Origin of the sequence: Pseudomonas sp. SO81 (assembly GCF_030374125.1) — a bacterium.
Lineage (GTDB): Bacteria > Pseudomonadota > Gammaproteobacteria > Pseudomonadales > Pseudomonadaceae > Aquipseudomonas.
Window position 1 is genome coordinate 4,381,687 of the sequence record NZ_CP126126.1, and the last position, 18,702, is coordinate 4,400,388.

29 protein-coding genes and 2 pseudogenes are annotated in these 18,702 nt (G+C 64.4%); 13 read left to right on the top strand and 18 right to left on the bottom strand.

What is annotated here, in order from left to right:
* Positions 1-6 precede the first annotated feature (6 nt).
* The 17 genes and pseudogenes from OH686_RS20880 to OH686_RS20960 form a co-directional block, all read right to left on the bottom strand.
* On the bottom strand, positions 7-474 hold the full coding sequence (locus tag OH686_RS20880) for a hypothetical protein (protein ID WP_289534958.1): 468 nt from the start codon (positions 472-474) through the stop codon (positions 7-9).
* Positions 471-1,928, bottom strand: a complete 1,458-nt coding sequence (locus OH686_RS20885; protein WP_289534959.1) for a DNA cytosine methyltransferase — start codon at positions 1,926-1,928, stop codon at positions 471-473. Before OH686_RS20885 ends, OH686_RS20880 begins: the two co-directional genes overlap by 4 nt.
* Positions 1,925-2,761, bottom strand: coding sequence for a phosphoadenosine phosphosulfate reductase (locus OH686_RS20890; RefSeq protein WP_289534961.1), 837 nt, complete (start codon positions 2,759-2,761; stop codon positions 1,925-1,927). The genes OH686_RS20885 and OH686_RS20890 overlap by 4 nt, the downstream gene beginning before the upstream one ends.
* Positions 2,758-5,376 (bottom strand): DNA methyltransferase, encoded by a 2,619-nt coding sequence (locus OH686_RS20895; RefSeq protein WP_289534962.1) that lies wholly within the window; start codon positions 5,374-5,376, stop codon positions 2,758-2,760. The genes OH686_RS20890 and OH686_RS20895 overlap by 4 nt, the downstream gene beginning before the upstream one ends.
* Positions 5,373-5,609, bottom strand: a complete 237-nt coding sequence (locus OH686_RS20900) for a hypothetical protein (RefSeq protein ID WP_289534963.1) — start codon at positions 5,607-5,609, stop codon at positions 5,373-5,375. Before OH686_RS20900 ends, OH686_RS20895 begins: the two co-directional genes overlap by 4 nt.
* Positions 5,606-5,980, bottom strand: a complete 375-nt coding sequence (locus OH686_RS20905) for an Arc family DNA-binding protein (RefSeq protein WP_289534964.1) — start codon at positions 5,978-5,980, stop codon at positions 5,606-5,608. The genes OH686_RS20900 and OH686_RS20905 overlap by 4 nt, the downstream gene beginning before the upstream one ends.
* Positions 5,973-6,310, bottom strand: a pseudogene (locus OH686_RS23445) (DNA translocase FtsK); the annotation flags it as partial. The gene OH686_RS20905 and the pseudogene OH686_RS23445, both read right to left, overlap by 8 nt.
* A pseudogene (gene rdgC, locus OH686_RS20915) lies at positions 6,306-7,217 on the bottom strand (recombination-associated protein RdgC); the annotation flags it as partial. The pseudogenes rdgC and OH686_RS23445, both read right to left, overlap by 5 nt.
* 11 nt (positions 7,218-7,228) lie before the next feature.
* Entirely contained in the window at positions 7,229-7,624 is a 396-nt protein-coding gene (locus tag OH686_RS20920) for a hypothetical protein (protein ID WP_289534965.1), read from the bottom strand.
* Between the two features lie 14 nt (positions 7,625-7,638).
* A complete protein-coding gene (locus OH686_RS20925) occupies positions 7,639-8,217 on the bottom strand; it encodes a 3'-5' exonuclease (RefSeq protein WP_289534966.1) in 579 nt (192 codons plus the stop codon).
* A gap of 72 nt (positions 8,218-8,289) precedes the next feature.
* Positions 8,290-9,294 carry a hypothetical protein gene (locus tag OH686_RS20930; RefSeq protein ID WP_289534967.1) on the bottom strand — a complete coding sequence of 335 codons (1,005 nt, stop codon included), beginning with the start codon at positions 9,292-9,294 and terminating at the stop codon, positions 8,290-8,292.
* Between the two features lie 4 nt (positions 9,295-9,298).
* Positions 9,299-10,102, bottom strand: coding sequence for a hypothetical protein (locus OH686_RS20935; protein WP_289534968.1), 804 nt, complete (start codon positions 10,100-10,102; stop codon positions 9,299-9,301).
* 9 nt (positions 10,103-10,111) lie between these two features.
* Positions 10,112-10,594: an RNase H family protein gene (locus OH686_RS20940; protein ID WP_289534970.1), complete on the bottom strand. Its 483-nt coding sequence runs from the start codon at positions 10,592-10,594 to the stop codon at positions 10,112-10,114.
* Between the two features lie 14 nt (positions 10,595-10,608).
* Positions 10,609-10,845, bottom strand: a complete 237-nt coding sequence (locus OH686_RS20945; RefSeq protein WP_289534972.1) for a helix-turn-helix transcriptional regulator — start codon at positions 10,843-10,845, stop codon at positions 10,609-10,611.
* A 99-nt stretch (positions 10,846-10,944) separates the two neighbouring features.
* Positions 10,945-11,079 (bottom strand): hypothetical protein, encoded by a 135-nt coding sequence (locus OH686_RS20950; RefSeq protein WP_289534974.1) that lies wholly within the window; start codon positions 11,077-11,079, stop codon positions 10,945-10,947.
* Entirely contained in the window at positions 11,072-11,446 is a 375-nt protein-coding gene (locus OH686_RS20955) for a hypothetical protein (protein ID WP_289534975.1), read from the bottom strand. Before OH686_RS20955 ends, OH686_RS20950 begins: the two co-directional genes overlap by 8 nt.
* Positions 11,447-11,570: 124 nt before the next feature.
* Positions 11,571-12,209, bottom strand: a complete 639-nt coding sequence (locus tag OH686_RS20960; RefSeq protein WP_289534977.1) for a helix-turn-helix domain-containing protein — start codon at positions 12,207-12,209, stop codon at positions 11,571-11,573.
* 112 nt (positions 12,210-12,321) lie between these two features.
* Here OH686_RS20960 and OH686_RS20965 point away from each other — a divergent pair, with 112 nt between their 5' ends.
* The 10 genes from OH686_RS20965 to OH686_RS21010 all read left to right on the top strand — a co-directional run bounded on the left by OH686_RS20965 (position 12,322) and on the right by OH686_RS21010 (position 16,734).
* Positions 12,322-12,570 (top strand): helix-turn-helix domain-containing protein, encoded by a 249-nt coding sequence (locus OH686_RS20965; RefSeq protein ID WP_289534978.1) that lies wholly within the window; start codon positions 12,322-12,324, stop codon positions 12,568-12,570.
* Positions 12,571-12,580: 10 nt separating this feature from the next.
* Positions 12,581-12,772, top strand: coding sequence for a plasmid partition protein ParG (locus tag OH686_RS20970; RefSeq protein WP_289534979.1), 192 nt, complete (start codon positions 12,581-12,583; stop codon positions 12,770-12,772).
* Positions 12,773-12,791: 19 nt separating this feature from the next.
* Positions 12,792-12,962 carry a hypothetical protein gene (locus OH686_RS20975; RefSeq protein ID WP_289534980.1) on the top strand — a complete coding sequence of 57 codons (171 nt, stop codon included), beginning with the start codon at positions 12,792-12,794 and terminating at the stop codon, positions 12,960-12,962.
* Positions 12,962-13,789 (top strand): hypothetical protein, encoded by an 828-nt coding sequence (locus OH686_RS20980; RefSeq protein WP_289534981.1) that lies wholly within the window; start codon positions 12,962-12,964, stop codon positions 13,787-13,789. The genes OH686_RS20975 and OH686_RS20980 overlap by 1 nt, the downstream gene beginning before the upstream one ends.
* A gap of 17 nt (positions 13,790-13,806) precedes the next feature.
* Positions 13,807-14,529, top strand: coding sequence for a replication protein P (locus OH686_RS20985; protein WP_289534982.1), 723 nt, complete (start codon positions 13,807-13,809; stop codon positions 14,527-14,529).
* Positions 14,519-14,680: a hypothetical protein gene (locus OH686_RS20990; protein WP_289534984.1), complete on the top strand. Its 162-nt coding sequence runs from the start codon at positions 14,519-14,521 to the stop codon at positions 14,678-14,680. Before OH686_RS20985 ends, OH686_RS20990 begins: the two co-directional genes overlap by 11 nt.
* Positions 14,677-15,027: a hypothetical protein gene (locus OH686_RS20995; protein ID WP_289534985.1), complete on the top strand. Its 351-nt coding sequence runs from the start codon at positions 14,677-14,679 to the stop codon at positions 15,025-15,027. The genes OH686_RS20990 and OH686_RS20995 overlap by 4 nt, the downstream gene beginning before the upstream one ends.
* A gap of 91 nt (positions 15,028-15,118) precedes the next feature.
* Positions 15,119-15,577, top strand: coding sequence for a hypothetical protein (locus OH686_RS21000; RefSeq protein ID WP_289534986.1), 459 nt, complete (start codon positions 15,119-15,121; stop codon positions 15,575-15,577).
* Positions 15,577-16,182 carry a recombination protein NinG gene (locus tag OH686_RS21005; protein WP_289534987.1) on the top strand — a complete coding sequence of 202 codons (606 nt, stop codon included), beginning with the start codon at positions 15,577-15,579 and terminating at the stop codon, positions 16,180-16,182. The genes OH686_RS21000 and OH686_RS21005 overlap by 1 nt, the downstream gene beginning before the upstream one ends.
* A 342-nt stretch (positions 16,183-16,524) precedes the next feature.
* Complete coding sequence (locus tag OH686_RS21010; protein WP_289534988.1) at positions 16,525-16,734, top strand: hypothetical protein; 210 nt, start codon at positions 16,525-16,527, stop codon at positions 16,732-16,734.
* Here the strand turns inward: OH686_RS21010 and OH686_RS21015 are convergent.
* Positions 16,731-17,012, bottom strand: coding sequence for a hypothetical protein (locus OH686_RS21015; protein WP_289534989.1), 282 nt, complete (start codon positions 17,010-17,012; stop codon positions 16,731-16,733). The genes OH686_RS21010 and OH686_RS21015 overlap by 4 nt on opposite strands.
* Positions 17,013-17,139: 127 nt before the next feature.
* On the opposite strand from OH686_RS21015, the gene OH686_RS21020 reads away from it, so the two are divergent.
* Genes OH686_RS21020 through OH686_RS21030 form a run of 3 tightly spaced genes read left to right on the top strand, consistent with a single transcriptional unit; the run spans position 17,140 to position 18,679 of the window.
* The gene (locus tag OH686_RS21020) at positions 17,140-17,580 is read left to right on the top strand and encodes a hypothetical protein (protein ID WP_289534991.1); all 441 of its coding nucleotides are present in this window, start codon (positions 17,140-17,142) and stop codon (positions 17,578-17,580) included.
* On the top strand, positions 17,577-18,122 hold the full coding sequence (locus OH686_RS21025; RefSeq protein WP_289534992.1) for a glycoside hydrolase family 108 protein: 546 nt from the start codon (positions 17,577-17,579) through the stop codon (positions 18,120-18,122). The genes OH686_RS21020 and OH686_RS21025 overlap by 4 nt, the downstream gene beginning before the upstream one ends.
* Complete coding sequence (locus tag OH686_RS21030; protein ID WP_289534993.1) at positions 18,122-18,679, top strand: hypothetical protein; 558 nt, start codon at positions 18,122-18,124, stop codon at positions 18,677-18,679. Before OH686_RS21025 ends, OH686_RS21030 begins: the two co-directional genes overlap by 1 nt.
* The last annotated feature ends 23 nt before the right edge of the window (positions 18,680-18,702 follow it).

Below are 18,702 nucleotides of genomic sequence, written 5' to 3' on the forward strand. Positions count from 1 at the left end.
TTCGGCTCATGCGGTCACCTGCTGGCGCTGATCCCAGGCGCCCACTAGGTCGAATACCCGGTAGGCCTGCTCCTCGGTCAGGGATACAGGGCAGGGAATGGCGATCCAGCCAGAGGCGACAAGCTGGCGCGGGTTGCAAGTGGAGAGCTGGTCCCGGTAGCAGGTCTCGATGACGTCGGTCAGATGCTCGGCGCGATAGACCCCGTTCGGCACCACCTCCTGGCTCTTCATGTAGCGATTGCCCGCCTGGTCGACGCACAGGCCGGCCAGGTAGATCGTCCAGCGGTGCGAGATGTCGCAGACCGCATCCGCCACGCGGCGGCCAGGCGGGATTCGCTTGGCCAGCTTCCAGTTGACCATCCCCTGCCAGCCAGAGGGATCGATGCTGACCACCGCGACGTGGTTGGTGCCCAGGATCGCGCGCATGGCGCGCTCCATCCGGGCCTTGCCGTTGTTCGGCTTGCGGCGGCTCATGCTCTGCGCTCCAGCTGCTGCTTGATCCGCCGGCCGATCCAGCGCACCACCGGTACCGCCTTGCTGTTGCCGATGGCCTTGTAGCGTGGGCCGTCCGGGCATTCCTCGGCAGGCTTGCCCCGCCAGGGGATCAGCGTGTGGTCGTCGGGCATGCCCTGTAGGCGCTCGCACTCGCGCGGGGTGAGGCGGCGCACCTGTGAGCTGATCAGCGTTGGCGGTCGCTGACCCTTTGCCAGGGTGTGGCAAGGATCCCCTGGCAGCGGGTTGCTCCTGCAAGTTGGCGAGGTGATCTGGGTAGGGTCGAACACCAGAACCGCGTTTTCCTGGCCGCTGTTGCGGCCTAGCGGATGTGTCTGGTCGAAGCAGATGTCAGGGTCTTGTGTTCCATGCACACAAATCAGATGACTGTGCCCATGGTTCAGATCCTGTCCGCTGCAGCCCTGAAGCTTTCCGTACGAGGCGTCGAGTGTTGCCGCGGTAAGCGGGATGTCGTCGTAGCTGTATCCGCCTGCCTTCCGAGCGCCGCCGGCCAGAGTTGGTGAAACACAGAACGTCTCCGATGCGAAGTCGTTGCGCTGGCCATGGGCGGTCAGGGCACCTGCCTGGAAAAGGTTGCCGCTCTGGTTCTCTCCGCCGAACGCAGGGACGCCAGCCATCACCTCGACGGCTGGGCCCTCGTCGCCTTCGCAGTTCGGGCAGCCGTACTCGCCCAGGCTCAGGCCGTATGTGTATCCACATCCGCACTGGAGAGCAGGGCCGAATGGAGCGTGGCCGGCAAGGTCTTGCCCCTCGCCTCGGCGCGGCGGACGATCCCGGAGCAGGCCTTCGCGCTCAAGAAGTACTTCTTCGGGATCGAAGTCTGCTCGAGCACTTGCGACAACGAACACACGACGGCGTCGTTGGGCCACTCCGAAATATTGGGCATCCAGAATCCGCCATGCGGCTGTTCGCCGGGGTCCATACACAACACCAGACTTTGTCCACTTACCCCCTGGCGGGATGAGTGCGTCGGCCTCGCCCACCATGGCCCCGAGGAAGCACCCGAACGCATTGCCTTTATCGGAGAGGACTCCGGGGACGTTTTCCCAGACGACGATGCACTCGTCTCCGGCGGGGCGAACATAGTCAACTGCATCAGCCAGCTCCACGAATTTGATGGTGAGGGCGCCGCGTTCGCCGGCCAGGCCAGCACGCATACCGGCGACCGAGAAGTCTTGGCATGGCGTTCCGCCGACGAGTATCAGCGGCGCGACGATGGTGCCGAGCAGCACCTCGCGGGCGAGCTTGGTCATGTCGCCCAGGTTGGGCACCGCCGGCCAGCGGTGAGCGAGCACGGCGGACGGGAAGGGCTCGATCTCGGCGAACCAGCGGGGCTTGAAGTCCAGGCATTCCCAAGCCAGCGAAGCCGCCTCGATGCCGCTGCAGATGGAGCCGTAGTCGATGGCGCAGGTCATGCGGCGGGCTCCTGCTCGTCGGCATCGAGCGAGCGACCGTCGTAGCAGCCGCCGCACTGTGGGGGATTGGGGAAGTCCTGCTGGCGCAGGAAGAACGCTGTTGGGTCGTTGGCCTCGGCCTCGTCGACCAGTTCGATGAAGTCACCCCAGTTCAGCTTCCGGCCGAGGCCGTTCACGCTGTCGAGGCCGCCGGCGTTCTTCGCCGTGGTCTCGATGTTCAGCGCCCGGATCAGCAGGTCGGGGTGCTCCTTGCGGAGCTGCAAGATCTCCGGCTTGGTCATCGACGGGCAGTAGAAGCAGGAGGATTTGCCAGGCTGCGGGAGTCCGGCCGCGGCGATGGCGGCCACACATTCCTCTCGGCCCCAGCCCCATTCCAGTAGCGGGTAGCGGTTGACGAACTTGTCGTCCTCGAAAGGTTTCCCGCGGTGCGGCTCGTCTAAGTCGTAGCCGATCAGCTTTACGACCTTTTGCCCTCTGGCCCAGGCTGCTTTTGCTGGGCGCCAGTTGTTGAGCCACTTCGTTTGCGGCTGCTGCTTGAAGCGGATGGAGCAGGTTTTGAACCCATAAGACAGCGCGGGCAGTGCCGAGCGCCGTAGGCAGTCCTCCTCCAGCGTCGCGCTAGACGCTTGTACTGTGGTGATTGCGGGATAGCCGCGCTCGACAAGCCAGGCGGAGAAAAGGTCTCGGTAGGCATAGGTCCCTGGCCGCTCGCCGCCAGTGTCGGCGAACAGGATGGCGTCGACTGGCTCGCCGAGACGAACCATTTCCACCAGCAAGGCGGTGCTGTTCGTGCCGGCTCCGTAGGCGACAGCTACTGGCGCTCGCTCGCTCATGCCGCACCCGCCTCCTGCTCGGCATCGAGCAGGTCGAAGAGGCCCGGCATGGCCATTTCTTCCTCGACGGCCTTGCAGTAGCCGGCACCGTCCAGGAAGTAGCGGGGATTCAGTTCGCTGGCGATCGCTTTGCGCTTCAGCTTCAGGGCGCAGTAGGGAACAGTCATGATCCCGCCGAACGGGTCGTAGACGGTCTCGCCCTCCATCGAGTACTGGACGATGGCGCGGTCGACGATGTCGAACTGCAGGGGGCAGAGGTGCATCTCCTGGCCCTTGCTGTACTGCTCGGCGTTCAGCGTCCGCATGCGGGCGACATCGGTCCAGACATCCGGGTGCCAGGACTGTGGCGGCAGCAGCATGAAGCCGGTGGGCAGCTTGCCGGTGATCTCCAGGGCCTCGCCGATGCGGACGTGGTGCTCGAAGTCGTAGACGGTGGCCAGGCTGTACTCGCGGTAGAGCTTGAACATCACGTCATGCGGGATGCCTTCGAAGTCGGCCTCGGTCAGCGGGCGGTCGCCGCTGCTGCGGGTGAAGCCGTGGGCGTCGAACTGCCAGCGGGCGCGGCTGTAGCCGTTGCCGCGGGTGATGGTCAGCTTCTTGTCCATGGCGAAGGGCACGATGTTGCCGCTCTCGTCCAGGCAGATCGGTTTGGCCTTCACCACCGGCACGTCGCCGTAGGCGTTGCTGGTGTCGGTCGGCGGCTTGCGGAAAATCAGCAGGTACTCAGGCATGCCGACGCCCATTTTGGTGCCGTCCTTGCACTGCTCGGTCCAGCTGAGCCGGTAGGTCTGAGCGTTCTCGCGCACCACGTCGGTGACGATGGTCTTCATGCCCATGTAGCCCCAGCCGTGCTTGATGAAGTGGGCAACCACCTGCATGTGGAAGGGGTACACGGTCTGGAAGCCGAGCCCGGTCATGCCGCCGGGAACGATCCGGTCTTTGACGTGGATACAGGCGAGGCGCCCGGGCACCGTTGCGCGCAGAAGCTCCGGCGTCAGGTAGTCCATCTGCTGGAAGAAATGGTCGTTGTCGTCGGTGTGGCCGAAGTCGGCGTAGTTCGGCGAGTACTCGTACTGGGTGCTGAACGGGATGCTGGTGACAGTCAGGTGGACGCTGTTGTCTGCCAGGCGGCGGGCCTCGTCTACGCAGTCGTTATTGACGATGCGGTAGTTCTGGCCGGTGATCTCGACGCGCTCGACACCCATAGCGCGGGTGAGCTGCTGCGCCATGGCGGCCACGGACAGGCCGTACTGCTTGATGATCTCGGTCATGCGCTGAACCATGGTGTTGTGCTGTTTCCACTTCCGTTCCAGCTGGCGGCGGATATCGCGCTCGGCCTCGGTGTAGATCAGGTCGATGCGCACGCGGCCGAGCTGCAGGAAGCGGTGCAGGCGGTGAATGGATTGGATGAAGTCGTTGAACTTGAAGCCGATGCCCAGGTAGATGGCCCAGGAGCAGTGGCGCTGGAAGTTGCAGCCGCTGCCGGCGATGACGGGCTTGGCCGAGAGCTCGGGGAACTTGCCGTCGCTGAAGTCGATGATGGCGTTCTCGCGCTCCTCGATATCCTGCGAGCCGTACACGCTGACCACTGACGGGATGGCGTTGTCGATCGCGTGGCGCTCGGCCTCGAGGTCGTGCCAGATGATGCGGTGGGCGCCAGGTTCCTCGGCGCGCAGTTCCATCATCTTGGCGACACGCGCCGGCAGGCTTTCGCGCTTCTCGGCGGCGGCGTCCTGCACGCCGATGGCGGTGTTACGCAGCAGGCGGCCCTGGCCGTTGCGCTCGTGGCCGGCGGCGGAGTGGTCCGATGGCACTTCGTGCCAGCGAATGTCCAGCTCTGGCAGGTCGTAGCCTTCATCGCTGAAGCCCAGGTCGCTCGGGCGCTGGACGAAGATTCCCCAGGAGGCGACCCACATCCAGAACTCGGCCTCCTTATGCTCGTGGATGGTGAGCTGGTCAGCCTTCTCGCTGTTGCGCTTGAAGAAGCGTGTCTTGGCCTGGCCAACATCCATCACCGACAGGAACGCCGAGTAGGCCAGCAGCTCTATGTATTCGTTCGGGCTGGGGGTGGCCGTGGCCACGAAGCGGTAGCGGACGCCCTGGCTCCGAATGCCGTTGGCACGATCGTCACCGGCGAAAAGGGCCATGAACTCACGGAAGGTCTTGGATCCGCCGAAGCCTCGTAGGCAGCTCGCCTCGTCCAGACTGGCCACGGTGAACAGGCGCGGGTCGAGCTTGCCGTCACGCACCGTCTCGTAGTTGGTCAGGTAAATGACCTCGGGATCGTCGACCTCCTCGAACCGGCGAATGAAGCGCACCTTGATGCCCAGCATTGCGGCGTCGCGGTAGAACTCCTGGCGGACGCCCAGCGGGATGGTGATAAGCGCGAAGCCGCCGGCCAGTTCACGAGTAACCCGGACGACTTCGAGCTGTATCACCGATTTGCCCAGGCCGAAGGCCGCGAAGCACGCCGCGCGACCCTGGCGCACCATCCAGGTGGCGATCGCGCGCTGATGGTCCTTCAGCTTGGGGTGGAATACCGACGGTTCGACGGCGAAGCCTTGAGGCTCCGCCATGCGGACCTTGGCGCGCAGGAAGTCCTGGTAGGCGGTCATGGCTGCGGCGCCTCCTCGTGCCCAAGGCAGAGGCCCTGGGCGTCGAAGTTGTCGCAGCCAACTGGCATGGCCTGGTAGCCCTTGCTGGCCAGGTCGTAGGCGCGGCTCAGCACTTCCTCGCCCGACAGCGATCGGCCGGTACCAGCCTCCTTCAGCAGCCCATCAAGGCGGCGCGGGGTGCGGGCGTAGCGGATGACGCCGTTGCTGATGTCGATCGAGCAGTGGTGCATCATGACGGCGCACCCTGCAGCTCGGGCGCCGCCAGCTTGGTGACGGGGTCGCCTTCGAAGATCGGCAGCATGGTGTTGTGCGCCGACCAGTTATCCGCGACGGCGCGGTCTGCGGTTTCGAAGAGGTAGTCCGCGGTGCGCCAGCCGATCAACCGAGGCTGTTGCAGGGCCTGGTGGGCGCGCTGGTTGGTAGCTCGCTCCAGCGCATCCAGCAGCAGTTCCTGGCGAATGCCGCGCGCCAGCTTTTCCGAGATTGCCTGGACGACAAAGGTGTTCATGCTGGTATGCAGATCGATGGCTTTGCCTTCGACCATGGCGCGCATGCCGTCCGGCAGGCGCACCACGAACTTGTCGGCGGTTCGGGAATCAGCCACGGATCACCTCCCGGGAGCCGTTGCTGTTCATGGCGGTGACGATGCCGGCCACTTCCATGGCCTCGATCATGCGGGCGGCGCGGTTGTAGCCGATCTTCAGCTTGCGCTGGACGGCGGAGATGGATGCGCGATCGCTCTCGCGGACGAACTCGACCGCTTCCTTGTAGAGCGGATCATCGGCGCTACCGTCGATCTGCTCGCCGGCCAGCTCACGACCAGGGAAATGCAGGGTGGCGGTGATGCCGTCATTCATGCCGAGGAGGTTGGTGACGTCGATTCCGCCGGAGGAGGTGCTGGTGGTCGAAGTTTCCACCCCGAGCTCAGCTGGTGTCGCTTCACCTCCCAGAGCCTCGATCAGGGCGGGGATGAAGGAGCGGAAGGTCAGCATCATCAGCACGAAGCTGGCGTCGAGCTGGGCCAGCTGCTCTGCATCCTTGCCGGCGTTGTCCAGCGCCTGCTCCTGCAGCAGGTCTTCGAAGCGCAGGCGGCGGATCACCAGGCCCTCGTCGAGCACAAACGACAGCTTGTCCTGCCAGGCCAGGGCGAGCTTGGCCACGCACTTGCCTGCGGCCAGGTGCTGCTGGATTTCCTCGCTGGTCAGGTCCTGGTGCTTGGCGGTGATGCTGCCCTGCTCGTCGGTGTCGCGGAGGAGAGCGTCGTCACTGATCCAGAAGTCCTTGGCGGGCTTCTGCTCGCGGATCCAGTCGGTGAGGGTCGCGGTGATGGGGAGGGCGGTGCTGAGCGGGCGGACCGGCAGCGAGCCGATCGCCTCGCGCAAGGTCGACAGCAGATCCTCGGCCTGCTTGGAACTGGCTGTGTCGACGATGATCAGCCCCTCGGCCGGCATGATTGCGGCGAAGGTGGACTTGCGGCGGGTGAAGGCGCGCGGCAGGAAGGCCTGGATGATCTCGTCCTTGAGCTGGTCGCGCTCCTTCTTGTAGACCTTACGGAGCTGGTTGGCCTCGATCTCTTTGACCTTGTCGCGGAGGGCGTCATTGATGACGCTGGCCGGAAGGATGCGCTCCTCTTTGCGGGCGCCGATCAGCATGAAGCCGCTGCTCTCGTGCACCAGTGGAGCGTCGGGGGCGTCGCCGATGGGGGCGATGAAACCGTAGGTTGTCAGCTCCTGGCTGGCGCAGGGGCGGGCGGGCTTGGCGGCCAGAGCTGCGGCCAGGGCGAAGGCTTCCAGGTCGATGGCCTGGGTGATGCGGTAGATCAGCAGGTTACGGAACCACATGGCGATGCTCCTTATGCAGCGGCTTGTTTGAACTGGAGGCCGTGGCGGGCGGCAATGCGGTCGAGTCGGTCGCAACCGATCTTCAGTGCGCGCGCGGTGGCGTAGCGGGAGAGGCCCAGGGCCTGCATGGCGCTGGCGCGCTCGACCAGGGCGGTGTCGTCAGCGATAGAGCCGTGAGGACGGCCAGCCTTGCGGAGGGCTTTGCGGGACTGCTCCTCGCGGCGGGCCTTGGTGATGATGGTCATGTCGTCCGCGCGCCACTGGCGGGACACCAGCGGGCGCGGCTCGATCTGGATCACCTCGACTACCTGCTCACCCCCGGCGGCCTCAAGCATGGCGGCCAGCCACTGGCGATCCGCGTCCTTGGATGAAGGGGTGGGCAGGTTGAGTGTTGTCAGGTGGTGCATGGCTGCGCCCCCGCTCAGGCCGCTGCCGGCAGGGTGATGCCCTGCAGCGCGAAGTAAATGCGGGCGCAGGCCTGGGCATCCGGCATGGCGCGGTGGGCTTCCACCAGGTCCTCGGCGAAGAAGTGCTTATAGGCCTCTGCCAGGGTCGGAAGCTTGCCCAGCCCGACTGGGCCGCGGGACTGGTTGCAGGTGCAGAATTTCTCGGTGGCGTCCTTGAAGGCGTCGGCCTTCACCTTGTCCATGTAGCGCGACATGGCGATCCGGATAATCCGGTCGTCGAAGGTGGCGTTGTGGGCAGCACGGATTCCGGCACGGCTGTACAGAGCCAAGAAGCCCTCCAGGGCCTCGGACTCTGGAATTCCCACATCCATCGCGAACTCGTGGGAGATGCCGTGCTTTGCCAGCGCCTCGTCGGTGCTGGTCCAGCCACTCGGGCGAACGATGGCCTTGTAGCTGTCGATCACAGCGCCTTCGGCGTTGTGCAGGATTGCCGCGATCTCAACGATGTGCGGCTGGTGGCCGGCTTCGCTGGGGTTTTTCCAATCCACCATGCCGGTGGTTTCGGTGTCGAAGACGGCGATCAGTTGGCTCATTTCTATTTCCTCGGGCAAAAGGAGCCCCAACCCACGCCGAATTGGCGGCGTGGTGGGTGTGCTCAGTGGTGGTTAAGCGGCGGCGGGTACCGGCTCAGCGCGAACGCCGGCCAGTTCCAGGTTCTGGCGCGCGTCGTTGGCCAGGCTGTCCAGAGCGGCCTGGTCGATGATCAGCAGATCCTCGGTGCCATAGCCGGCGGCGATGGCGGCGATCAGAGCGCTCTTGTCGGTGACCACGGCGCGCCATTGGCGGTTGTCGGTCTTCTTCGGTTTGGCGGCTGGGATTGGCTCTGCCTGGGCGACTGCAGCTGCAGGGGCGGGGGCAGGCTCCTGAGCGGCCGGCGCAGGATTGAGCGCTGCACGCTCACGCTCGATAGCCTCACGCTGGTCCTGCAGTTCACGCTGCTGACGCTGAAGCTCTTCTTGCTGGCGTTGCAGCTCGGCCTGCTGCGCTTCCTGCTGGCGACGCAGTTCGGCGTTCTGTGCCTCCAGTGCGCGGCGCTCTTCCTCGGCTGCCTCGAAGGTCAGGCGCTCGGTGAGCATGCGGGTCAGCTCGTCCAGGGCTTCCTGGCGTGCGGCAACGGCCTCCTTGGTGAGGTCGTAGAAGTCGTGCATGGCGTCGATTTCGCCAACGCGGTCGAGCATTTCGCTGATCTTGGCGCTGGACTGGCCGCGCACCTGGGCCGGCATTGCCTTGATGGCGTCGACCTTCACTTGCAGGCGAGCGATGCGCTCCTGGCGCTCACGCTCTTTGCGGTCGTCGACTTCCTTCTTGGCAGCCTTCAGCGGATCCTCCAACGCTACTAGCTCGGCAGTGATGCGCTTGGCTTCGGCGTCGATGATCTTGCCAGCCTGCAGGAACGGCTCCTTGACGCGCTTGCGGGCATCCTCCAGCGAGGTGCGGAAGCTGGTCAGCTCCTTGATGCCGGCCTTGGCCAGCTCGTAGCCGGCCGGAGTGTTCACGTCCGGCAGAACGGCATACTTCTCCTTGAGGCCCGCGAGTGCGGCGTTGGTTTGGCTGTACTCGGCAACGTTGACGGTGCCGTTGTCGAGATCTACATCGTTGATGGTGGTCATGGCGTTACTCCTGGGCAGGGGAGAGGGTTTCGGACGCGAGCTCAATGCGCGGCGGGTTGTCGGTCAGTTGCTGCTCGCGAGCCTGGGCGGCTTCCTTGATGCGTTGCTCGATGTCGTCGGGGTTGTAGTTAACGATCGAGGCCTTGGCGCGAGCGGCTTCCACCAGCTGCTTGCTGATCAGGTGCAGGGATTGAATGGTGGGCGCGCGCTCCAGAGCGCTCAGCTGGCGAGCCAGCCAGTCTTTGAACTCGCCTTTCACCTCATCCAGCACGGTGTCCTTATCGCCGGCATCTTCGAGGCGCTTCTTCAGCTCGAGACCTTCCACATAGATCGGGTCATCGAACATGCCGAGGTGCACGTCGGCGCTGAACCCGGCCAGTGACAGGCATTTCTTGATAGCGTCGGTGACACTCTTCTTCGGCGCGTCGAAGTCGGTGTAGGGCCCGTACTTGCTGCTGCGAACGAATGGGGTATGCCCGTACTGGGTGATGTAGTTCTTCTTGCCGCCGCGCAGATACCAGAACTTGAGCAGAATGGTGTGCATCAGCTCATGCGCAATAACGCGGTGGTTTTCACCGGTGCCGGCACAGATCGGTGCTCCCTGGTCCATGCGGTCCTGGAGGATGTCGAAGCCCCAGCCCTTGCCGATCGGGCCGAACACCTCCGTGGCGCGCCGCGCGATGTAGGTGCCATTGATGGTGGTGACGCTGCGCCCATCCATTTCAACGGTCTTGGTGAAGGCCTTGTCGGTGGTTTTCACCAGATCCCACAAGGCCATGTTCGGATTGGGTTTTTCTTGCTGTCCCATGATCAAGCCTCAGTTCTGAGTTGCGGCGCGCATTTGGCGCATCTGCGCCTTGGCGTTACGGTCGCACCAGTGGTTCACCCACTGGCGGGGGGAGTCAGTGCCGCTGTGCGCCTTGACGTGGTTCACTTTCAGCCAGAAGCCCAGGCGCTCACGGATTTGAAGAACTGCCTGGATGGCTGCGGCAACGGGGCTGCTCATACGGACTTGCTTCTGCTCGAAGGCGTCCTTGACGGCCAGGCAGTCGACCACCACCACCAGCCGGGTGGCGGCGCCCTTGCTCAGCTCCTGGTTAAACTCCGGGTGCTCCAGCAGCGCCTGGATAGCGTTGCAAGCGGTCAGGATCTCGGCCTCATGGGCTTGCAGCGCGCCTTGGACCGGGAAGGCGTGCTGAAACTTGATCTCGGCGCCGCGGGCCCAAAGGGCGCCACCTGCGCACTTGGTCTGTGAGCAGAAGCTGGCGTCAGTGAAGACGGTGATGTTCTCGATGTTCATCTTCTCGATGTTCCTTATGCCGCAGCGTTGCTGCGCGCCTCTTTGCGTTTCTCTACCCAGGCCTGCAGCTCGCCCAGCACGAAGCCGATGGGCGCGCCGCGTGCATCGCTGTCGCTCAGTTGCACAGGCTTGGGGAAGGTCTTGTCGGAGCTGATGCGGCGGTAGATCGTGGCCCGCGACAGCCCGGTGATCCCGATCGCTTCCGGCATCCGGACGATCACGGATGCCGGGTCGAGTGTTGTTGTTTCCATGGCTGCCTCAGTTGAACTGGATGGCGCTGGCGACCAGCACCACCGACCAAATTACGGCCCAGACAAACAGGCCTCTTCCGAGCTCTTTGGCTTTCATCGCTACACCTCGCAGGTGAGGAACCAAGTACCGCGACGGCGAACCGCGCGGCGGATCTGCTGGACGTGCTGCACACCACCGGCCTGGGCGCGCTTGATGGCTTGGCCGATGGTCTTGGCTGTGAAGGGCTTAAGCACGGGCCGCCTCCAGGGCGATCTGCTCGGCCTGGGCCAGCAGACGGCTGCGGCGGGCTTCGGCCTCTTCCTCGACGAACTCGGCCAACTCGGTGGCCAGGTGCTTGTCGAGGTCGGCCAGGGCCTGTTCCAGCAGTTGGGCGTCGCCAGTGAGGCGGGCCAGGCAGAAGGCGTAGGCCAGGTCACGGTCGAAGAAAGTGGAGCAGTGCGCGGCGTAGGCGTTGCAGGTCTGCGGCTCGTGGTCCTTCACGTCCTTGCGGACGTGATCCTGCAGGCGCTCTAGGGCGCGCTCGCGCTTAACCTCTGCGTCGATGGCGTGGTAGTGGGCCGCTTCGGTAGAGCCTGCGTTGGTGATCAGATGCTGGTGCATTTCCATGCCTCCAATTGGCGTCTGGCGCAAAAGATAGGCGTGGAGCGCAAATGGCGTCAAGCGCAAATTTAAAAGAGAGGCAAAAAAAAGCCCGCCGGTAGGGCGGGCTCTCGGTGAGGCGGGGTTACACGAGCAGTTCGACTTTAGAGATCACTACGCCGCACAGATCGGTGCCTGGGCCGATGATGATTATGGGCTCGGGCCATGATGGATTCAGTGGCTTCAGGTAGCTCCGATCCCCTTCATTGATGAGTTGCTTGAAGGTTGCCTCCTGGGAGTCTGCAAGCTTCATGATCACCAAGGATCCGTGCACTGGTACCCGGTCGGGGTCTACGAAGATAAGGTCGCCGTCACGGAACGACGGGCGGCCATGCGGGTTGTACATAGACTCACCGCGCACTCGGAGAACAAACGTGCGCGCCCCATGGGACGCGGGGCATGGCAACCATTCCTCGGCATCACCAACTGCGTAGATGTCGACCACTTCTCTCCATGCTCCAGCCTGCACCCAGGAGACGACAGGGCACAGTCCTCTGATCCTGGGGCCATCTTCTACGTTCGCTTCCGGCGCCTGGTAGTCGACGCCAAGGATACTCAGAAGAGGCTCAAGAATCGTCGAGTTGATCGCCTGAGCGCCCCTCTCTACGCGCGAAAGGTTACTCGCGTCGTACTCAATGCCGCGGGCAGAGAGTAGATCAACGAGCCCTTGGAGCGTCAGGCCCTTGGCCTTCCGCGCGGTGCGAATGATTGGTCCGATTTTCATAGGGCCATTTTTCCAAGGCGTGGCGTTGCACACAAAGCGGGCCACGCCATTTTGCTTGCGCTAAATTGGCGTCACACGCACAATTGGTTGCACGATTAACAGGAGACCTCTCATGTCCCCTCTGAGAAAGGCGCGGAAAGCGCGCGGCTGGCAGCTTCAGACGGTCACCGATCTTGTGCGCGAGATGGGCGGCAGCATCGACAACACCAATCTCTCGCGCATTGAGCGCTGCCAGCAGACAGCCTCTTTGGCTCTGGCGGAAAAGCTATGTCTGGTTTTCGGCGGGGAACTGACCGAACTCCAGATTCTGTATCCGGAGCGCTTCATGCCGAAGGCTCCGGGGGAAGAGGCAGCAGCGTAGAGAGATATCCATGGACGACGACCTGTCCGCATTCGTGAAAGAGAACGTGATCAAGGCCCGGTTCGATGACCAGACCCATGACCGGATCCTGGCGGCCTGCAAACGCAGCCGTAAGCGCCGCGCTGAGCTGGTGCGCCAGATCGTTCTGGACTGGCTCGACGAGAGCGAAGCCAAGGCTACGGCATCAACCGATGCCGCCTGAAGGCCCCGAGGAGGCCCTGATGAAAGCGACCGATATCTGTGAGGCCCGCGACGGCCTGGTGCAGCAGGCGCTGGCCAGCATGTCGCCGGCCGAGCGAACACGGCTCCAGGCCTATGCCGCGGAGCGGGGAATCACTGCCGAGCAGGCTGTGGTGCAGATCGTCTCCACAAAGCTGGCTGAGGGGCGCTGATGGATTGGCTGCGGTGGTGGCACGGAACAGTTACCGACCCGAAGTTCCAGCGCGTGGCGCGGGCGGCGGGAGTGGGCGTGGGGCAGGTGATCGCCGTGTGGGCGTGCCTGCTGGAGCGTGCGAGTTCTGTGACGCCGGGTGACGCGAGGGTGACGCAGGGTGACGCCAAGGTGACACGCGGTTCTGTCACCGGTTTCGACTGTGCGGATCACGACGTGCTTTTGGGGTTTGAGGACGGTACCGCGGAGAGGGTGATGGTTGGGTTGATCGAGCGCGGGCTGATCGTCGACGGGCGCATTGCGCGCTGGGAAGAGCGGCAGCCAAAACGCGAAGACTCAAGCACGGCGCGGATGCGCGACCTGCGAGCGCGGCGAAAAGGTGCGGGAGAAGTGACGGCGAGTGACGCAGGTGTGACGCCTGGTGACGCCCCAGAGAAGAGTAGAGGAGATAAGAGTAATACCCCCTCTAGTCCCCCAGGGGATGCGCCGGCGGCGCCGCCGCAGTCAGCGCGCAAGCCCAAGGCGGAGCCGAAGCCCAGATCCAAGCCGAAGCACCAGTTGCCCGTCGCCTTCGTCACCACCACGCAAATGATGGGCTGGGCGAAGGAGACCGCGCCAGACGTGAACCTTGAGCGCGAGACAGAGCGGTTCATGGATCACTTCCGCGGTACCGGCGAGAGCAAAGCGGACTGGGGCGCCACATGGCGCAACTGGATGCGGCGCGCTCAGGACGATCTGGAACGGCGAGGCATGGCCAGGCGGCCACGCCAGGCGCCGGATACAGGTGACACCCGATGGGCTGAAGAGCCCGAGGATGGTGGGATTTGAAACAGGTTTCTCAGGTCATGGCCACGCTGCCCAACCAGCCGCCGGAGCCCGTCAGGCTGCCGGCCAAGCTGGACCCGGCCACCGTGGAAATCGTGAACAAGTTATTCGGCGAGCTGCAGGGCATCTTCCCTGCGTGGCGCCAGGCCTGGCCGGACGAAAAGGCAATGGGGCGGGCGAAACGCAGCTGGGTGAAGGGCTTGGTCAAGGCCCGCATCAACACGATGGAGCAGCTGCGCTGGGGGATCGAGGCGTGCCGGCAGCTGGGCCAGGACTTCGCGCCCAGTGTTGGCCGCTTTATCAGGCTGTGCGTGCCTGACCCGGCCGACCTCGGCATGCCTGGCGAGGAGTCCGCCTGGCGCGAGGCTGTGCGGGCGAGCAGCTACCCGGATCGGCACCGCTGGAGCCATGAGGCTGTGCACCTCGCCGGTCGCACTACCGGCTGGTTCTACATCCGCCAGGGCGCGCTGCCAGAGGAGGTGCTGCGCAAGCGATTCGGCAACGCCTACCACCAGCTGCTGCGCCGCGCGGCGATGGGGTTGCCGCTCGAGGAGCCGCGCCAGGCCCTGGAGGACCAGAGCGAAGGGAAGGAGCTGACGCCGGAGCAGGCCGATCGTCGTGGCGAGCGCGCGGTGCAGGAAATCATGCGCGCCCAGGGCCTCGACCGCCTGACGGGCGAGCAGGCCCGCCAGCAATTGCTGGCCAAGATCCGCAAGCCGAGAGGTGAACACCATGAGCCTTGAACGCCGCCTGCAACAGGACCTCCGCGAGTCGATCGATTGGCTGATCGGCCGCGGCTACGAACTCACTCGGCCCGCTGGCCAGCTCACGCTGGCGCGCGGTTGCCGTCGCCTCGTCGTTGCTGGCGGGCAGCTGATTGGAGCCAGACGATGAACCCAGTAGCAGAAATGGCCCTCGCCAGGGCCCGCAAGCGCGGGAACGCAGCCAGTGCGCTGTCCTCGCTGACACCCAAGGTTGCGATCGCTGCGCCAGCGCCTGTTGCCGTGCTGCGGGAGGCTGATTTGCTGCCCAGCGGACACTTCAGCCGCGTGCTTTACCTCGAAGGGCGGCGCCATGCGCTCGAACTCGTCCGCGATATGCGCGGGCTGCTGGAGCTGCCCAATGGGGCGCAGGCCCTTGTCGGCCGCCTGAGTGAGTGCATGCGCGAGAAGCCACGCAGCTTCGCGCTGGGCGTGGAGTCCGTGGCCAATCTGCTGGAGCCGGAGGTGGCTAATGGGTAGCCCAGCCACAACAGCCAAGACAGACACACCGGAGGCCCAGAACAAGCGCAGGAAGCGCGCGGCGCGCCCCGTGTACATGGTCTGGCGGAAGATGATCGACGCCGAGACTGGCGAGATATGCAAGGCGCTGGTGGCTGATAGCGGTATCGATCGCTTCCTGTGTAAGGAGCGTGGCTACCGCGTCGGCGACCAGGTGCGCTGCGAGATCAAAAAGCCGCGCAACGTTAAGCTGCACCGCCTGGTGCATGGCCTGGGCAAGCTGGTGTCGCAGAGCGTCGACAAGTTCGCCGGCATGGACGCGCACAGCGTGATCAAGCGCCTGCAGGGGGATTCCGGGGTGTGCTGCACCTGCGAGTCGTTCGACATCCCTGACCTGGGCCGGGTGACACGAAGCATCCCAGAGAGCCTGGCCTTCGACGAGATGCCAGAAGAGCGCTTCCGCGAGTTCTGGGCGGGCATCTGCCAGCACCTGATCAAAGTGTATTGGCCGGGCCTGGACGAAGCGCGCATCGAGGAAATGGTCAACTTGATGCCGGCGGAGGTGGCGTGATGCTCAGTGCACGCCAGCCACTGAAGGCCATCAGCGCGAAGCCAAAGAAATGCGCGGTCCGTTCCTGCCGGGCGCCATTCATTCCAAAGCAGAGCTTCCAGACCTGGTGCAGCCCCGAGTGCGGCCTCGCGATCGCCAAGGCGAAGCAGGATAAGCAGCGCGTGGCCATCGAGCAGGTGGAGCGCCGGGAGATCCGCGCCGCGAAGGAGCGAGTGAAGCCCAGGGCCGAGCACATGAAGGAGGCGCAGTCTGCCTTCAATGCCTGGGTGCGCGAACGCGACATTCTGCTGCCGTGCATCAGCTGCGGCCGGCACCACCAGGGCAAGTATGACGCTGGCCACTACCGCACCGTGGGCAGCAACCCGGCGCTGCGTTTCGAGCCCCTGAACTGCCACAAGCAGTGCGTGCCCTGTAACCAGCACAAGTCAGGCGACATCGTGAATTACCGAATCAACCTGGTGCAGCGCATTGGCGCCGAGAAGGTCGCCTGGCTGGAGGGGCCGCACGAGCCGAAGAAGTACTCGATCGAGGATCTGAAGGCGATCAAGGCCAGGTACCGAGAGTTGGTGCGCGTGATGAGGAAGGAGCAGGGCGTACATGGGTGACGAGATTTTCAGACAGTGGCTGGCCGAGCAATGGCGGCTGCTGCGCGAGCAAGGGCTAATTCGTGAGCGGGGGTGAGCATGCGAGACGACGTTCTGTGTGCGGCCGATCTACCGGTGAGCCTGCCACTGGGCGGCACGGTGTGCCAGGTGGCGTTGGTGCTGCCGGCGAAGGAGTGGGCCGATCGGCTCGGTATCGCTTGGGACACTGTCCGTCAGCGTCGGTACCGGGGCGACCCGTGGAGCGAGGCCTTCCAGCCATACCTGCGGCGGACGCCGTTCAACAGCCCATCAGCTGTACCAGCAAGGCAGCGTAAACAACTCACAATCAGCGGAGCACTACAGATGAAGAAGCTCGAAGTCAGTATCCCTGCAGTGGCGCACGTCATTGTCACAGGGGTTTCGGAGGGGGCGCAGGCCGCGGTGATGAAGCGGTTTCAGGAGGTGTTGCAGCAGGAGTTCGGGGCGGCGGTATCGGTGGCTCTGCCGGCTGCGGCGCCGGCAGAGGTTCCAGGTGACGTGAAAAAAGCTCTCTGGATGGTGAGCTCGGCCTAGTCCGCCAGCTCCTCCAGGTGCAGGGTTAGCGCGTCGGTGGGATCTTCCTGCAGGGCGCGCTCTTTCAGCTGCTCCAGCAGCGCCTCCATCTTCTCGATCTCGGCCTGGCCGACAGTGCCGGCCAGGATGGCGTCGTTCCCTTCCGCGCCCAGGCGCATCACCAGCAGCGTGCTGGTGCCTTTCTCTTCCATTGCGGTACCGGCCAGCGCCAGTGCTTCGGTAACGGCGAAGTACTCGTCGTCGCTGGTTTCGTCGATGTTGAATTTCGGCTGCCCCATGGTTTTGCCCCTTGGTTGGTGTGAGGGCTTCCGACGCTATGTCACGCGCTGAGCAGTGCAAGCTCTTGCCGGTCGGTGCCAGTGACATAGCGTCAGCCAGCAACACGACTTGCCGCGAGACGCCCTGATGGCTGACGACCAGAACGTACACACCGAGATAGCACTGCTCGGCCAAGGGTTGACGAACCTGCATCACATCGTCAGCGATATCGGTAACAAGCTCGACCAGGTGCTCCAGATCCAGCTGACCGTCCAGAGGCAACAGGACCGGATCGACAACCTAAGTGCCGAGATGCGCCGCTCGCAGGAGGTTAACGACCAGGCCATCGGCGGGTTCCGCAAGGATCTGGAGAACTGTTTCAAGGTGGCGCACGAGGGGCGGGACATCTCGTCGCGCTGGCTCAACCGCTTCCTGGGTGGCGTGGTTGTCGGCGGGGTGCTGCTCGGCGCCCTGCAGTGGTTCGTGCTGCGCGAGATGGGCGAGTACAAGGCCGCGGCAATGGCGGTGCGTGAGCTGGATCTGCGCCTGCAGCGTGTTGAGAGCCAGCCGCAGGAGAAAGCCAAGTGACTGACCAGACCATTACCCAGATCATCGACGACGTCATCGCCGCGGAGGGTGGCTACTCCAACGACCCGGTCGACGCCGGTGGCGAGACCATGTACGGCATCACCGTCGCCGTTGCCCGGGCCAACGGCTATCACGGCCAGATGAGCGCGCTGCCTCGATCGCTGGCAGTGCGCATCTACAGCACGCGCTATGTGTTCGAACCGAAGTTCGACCGGGTCGGCGAGGTTGCTGGCTCGCGAATCTCCGCCGAGCTGATCGACACCGGCGTGAACATGGGCCCGGCCATCGCCGCCAAGTTCCTGCAGACCTCGCTCAATGCCTTGAACGAAGGCCAGGCCGATCTGGTGGTGGACGGCCAGATCGGCGCCAAGACCCTGCTGCAGCTTGAGGCCTACATCGCGAAGCGCGGCACCCAGGGTGTGGAAGTGCTGCTGCGCTGCCTGAACGGCCTGCAGTTGGCGCGCTACATCGAGCTTTCCCAATCCCGCCCGGCGAACAAGCGCTTTCTGTTCGGCTGGGTGGCCAAGCGAGTGGTGATCTGATGGACCCGATAACGATTGCAACCGCCGCCAGCATCGTGAAGGCGCTGGGCCTGGACAAGGCCGTCGGCCGTTGGCTCGGCGGTGACAAAGGCGCGGAAGTGGCCGGCAAGGTGCTCGACGCGGCTCAGGTGGTGACCGGCGCGCGCAGCGCCGACGACATCATCGCCACCCTGAAGCAGAGCGAGCAGGCCGAGCTGACGCTGCGCCAGCGACTGCTGGAGCTGGACGCCGAGGAGTCTGAGCGTGACCGCCAGGACCGGGCCAGCGCCAGGGCGATGCAGATCGCCGCCCTGCAGCAGGAGGACCCCTTCAGCAAGCGCTTCGTCTACTACTTCGCCGCGGCCTGGTCGCTGTTCGCCATGGGCTACCTGCTGCTGATCACGCTCTACGCCATTCCCGAGAGCGCGCAGCGCTACGCCGACACGACCCTCGGGTTCCTGCTCGGCACCATCATCGCGACCATCGTCGCCTACTTCTTCGGTTCCAGCCGCGCCAGTGCCGGCAAAGACCAGAACATCAGCGCTCTGGCAGAGGCCGTGCGCAGCCAGATCAAGTAAACCCACCAGCTAGGACAAGGGGG

What these genes read in the sequence shown, in the direction of transcription:
- OH686_RS20880 (WP_289534958.1), bottom strand. Translation starts at nt 474, where the DNA reads ATGAGCCGCCGCAAGCCGAACAACGGCAAGGCCCGGATGGAGCGCGCC.
- OH686_RS20885 (WP_289534959.1), bottom strand. Translation starts at nt 1,928, where the DNA reads ATGACCTGCGCCATCGACTACGGCTCCATCTGCAGCGGCATCGAGGCG.
- OH686_RS20890 (WP_289534961.1), bottom strand. Translation starts at nt 2,761, where the DNA reads ATGAGCGAGCGAGCGCCAGTAGCTGTCGCCTACGGAGCCGGCACGAAC.
- OH686_RS20895 (WP_289534962.1), bottom strand. Translation starts at nt 5,376, where the DNA reads ATGACCGCCTACCAGGACTTCCTGCGCGCCAAGGTCCGCATGGCGGAG.
- OH686_RS20900 (WP_289534963.1), bottom strand. Translation starts at nt 5,609, where the DNA reads ATGATGCACCACTGCTCGATCGACATCAGCAACGGCGTCATCCGCTAC.
- OH686_RS20920 (WP_289534965.1), bottom strand. Translation starts at nt 7,624, where the DNA reads ATGCACCACCTGACAACACTCAACCTGCCCACCCCTTCATCCAAGGAC.
- OH686_RS20925 (WP_289534966.1), bottom strand. Translation starts at nt 8,217, where the DNA reads ATGAGCCAACTGATCGCCGTCTTCGACACCGAAACCACCGGCATGGTG.
- OH686_RS20930 (WP_289534967.1), bottom strand. Translation starts at nt 9,294, where the DNA reads ATGACCACCATCAACGATGTAGATCTCGACAACGGCACCGTCAACGTT.
- OH686_RS20935 (WP_289534968.1), bottom strand. Translation starts at nt 10,102, where the DNA reads ATGGGACAGCAAGAAAAACCCAATCCGAACATGGCCTTGTGGGATCTG.
- OH686_RS20940 (WP_289534970.1), bottom strand. Translation starts at nt 10,594, where the DNA reads ATGAACATCGAGAACATCACCGTCTTCACTGACGCCAGCTTCTGCTCA.
- OH686_RS20945 (WP_289534972.1), bottom strand. Translation starts at nt 10,845, where the DNA reads ATGGAAACAACAACACTCGACCCGGCATCCGTGATCGTCCGGATGCCG.
- OH686_RS20955 (WP_289534975.1), bottom strand. Translation starts at nt 11,446, where the DNA reads ATGCACCAGCATCTGATCACCAACGCAGGCTCTACCGAAGCGGCCCAC.
- OH686_RS20960 (WP_289534977.1), bottom strand. Translation starts at nt 12,209, where the DNA reads ATGAAAATCGGACCAATCATTCGCACCGCGCGGAAGGCCAAGGGCCTG.
- OH686_RS20965 (WP_289534978.1), top strand. Translation starts at nt 12,322, where the DNA reads ATGTCCCCTCTGAGAAAGGCGCGGAAAGCGCGCGGCTGGCAGCTTCAG.
- OH686_RS20970 (WP_289534979.1), top strand. Translation starts at nt 12,581, where the DNA reads ATGGACGACGACCTGTCCGCATTCGTGAAAGAGAACGTGATCAAGGCC.
- OH686_RS20975 (WP_289534980.1), top strand. Translation starts at nt 12,792, where the DNA reads ATGAAAGCGACCGATATCTGTGAGGCCCGCGACGGCCTGGTGCAGCAG.
- OH686_RS20980 (WP_289534981.1), top strand. Translation starts at nt 12,962, where the DNA reads ATGGATTGGCTGCGGTGGTGGCACGGAACAGTTACCGACCCGAAGTTC.
- OH686_RS20985 (WP_289534982.1), top strand. Translation starts at nt 13,807, where the DNA reads ATGGCCACGCTGCCCAACCAGCCGCCGGAGCCCGTCAGGCTGCCGGCC.
- OH686_RS20990 (WP_289534984.1), top strand. Translation starts at nt 14,519, where the DNA reads ATGAGCCTTGAACGCCGCCTGCAACAGGACCTCCGCGAGTCGATCGAT.
- OH686_RS20995 (WP_289534985.1), top strand. Translation starts at nt 14,677, where the DNA reads ATGAACCCAGTAGCAGAAATGGCCCTCGCCAGGGCCCGCAAGCGCGGG.
- OH686_RS21000 (WP_289534986.1), top strand. Translation starts at nt 15,119, where the DNA reads ATGATCGACGCCGAGACTGGCGAGATATGCAAGGCGCTGGTGGCTGAT.
- OH686_RS21005 (WP_289534987.1), top strand. Translation starts at nt 15,577, where the DNA reads ATGCTCAGTGCACGCCAGCCACTGAAGGCCATCAGCGCGAAGCCAAAG.
- OH686_RS21010 (WP_289534988.1), top strand. Translation starts at nt 16,525, where the DNA reads ATGAAGAAGCTCGAAGTCAGTATCCCTGCAGTGGCGCACGTCATTGTC.
- OH686_RS21015 (WP_289534989.1), bottom strand. Translation starts at nt 17,012, where the DNA reads ATGGGGCAGCCGAAATTCAACATCGACGAAACCAGCGACGACGAGTAC.
- OH686_RS21020 (WP_289534991.1), top strand. Translation starts at nt 17,140, where the DNA reads ATGGCTGACGACCAGAACGTACACACCGAGATAGCACTGCTCGGCCAA.
- OH686_RS21030 (WP_289534993.1), top strand. Translation starts at nt 18,122, where the DNA reads ATGGACCCGATAACGATTGCAACCGCCGCCAGCATCGTGAAGGCGCTG.